Consider the following 554-nt stretch of genomic DNA (forward strand, 5'->3'; position numbering starts at 1 on the left):
GGAGTCGGGGAGACCTGAAGCAGTAGGTTAAAGACACTGTTAGGGTAAAATCGGCGACTGGGGCTAAGTCGTAACAAGGTAGCCGTACCGGAAGGTGCGGCTGGAACACCTCCTTTCTGGAGACGAAGAATTCTGCTTTTGGTTTATCTTTATCATATATTAGGGCTTGTAGCTCAGGTGGTTAGAGCGCGACACTGATAATGTCGAGGTCCGTGGTTCGAGTCCACGCAGGCCCACGGAAAACAAGTTTATCAGGAAAACGTTCTTGATAATTATTATTGAAGATTTTTGGGGGATTAGCTCAGCTGGCTAGAGCACCTGCCTTGCACGCAGGGGGTCAACGGTTCGAATCCGTTATTCTCCACATTACCAATAAAGATTGGTAACGAGTTCATTGACATATTGAGAAGTAGAAGAGAGAAGAAGAAATTAAGATCGCGCAAGCGAATTAAGGGCGCATGGGGGATACCTAGGCTCTCAGAGGCGATGAAGGACGTGATAAGCTGCGAAAAGCTACGGGGATTGGCACATACAAATTGATCCGTAGATATCCG

2 tRNA genes and 2 rRNA genes are annotated in these 554 nt (G+C 47.3%); all 4 read left to right on the top strand.

What is annotated here, in order from left to right:
* Positions 1 to 116, top strand: a 16S ribosomal RNA gene (locus L0660_RS26030); the annotation flags it as partial.
* 46 nt (positions 117 to 162) lie between these two features.
* Positions 163 to 236: transfer RNA gene (locus L0660_RS26035), tRNA-Ile, on the top strand.
* Positions 237 to 290: 54 nt separating this feature from the next.
* Positions 291 to 364, top strand: a tRNA-Ala gene (locus L0660_RS26040).
* Positions 365 to 437: 73 nt separating this feature from the next.
* Positions 438 to 554 (top strand): 23S ribosomal RNA (locus tag L0660_RS26045); the annotation flags it as partial.

The sequence above is a fragment of the Dyadobacter sp. CY351 genome (genome assembly GCF_021502625.1).
GTDB classification, from domain to species: domain Bacteria; phylum Bacteroidota; class Bacteroidia; order Cytophagales; family Spirosomataceae; genus Dyadobacter; species Dyadobacter chenhuakuii.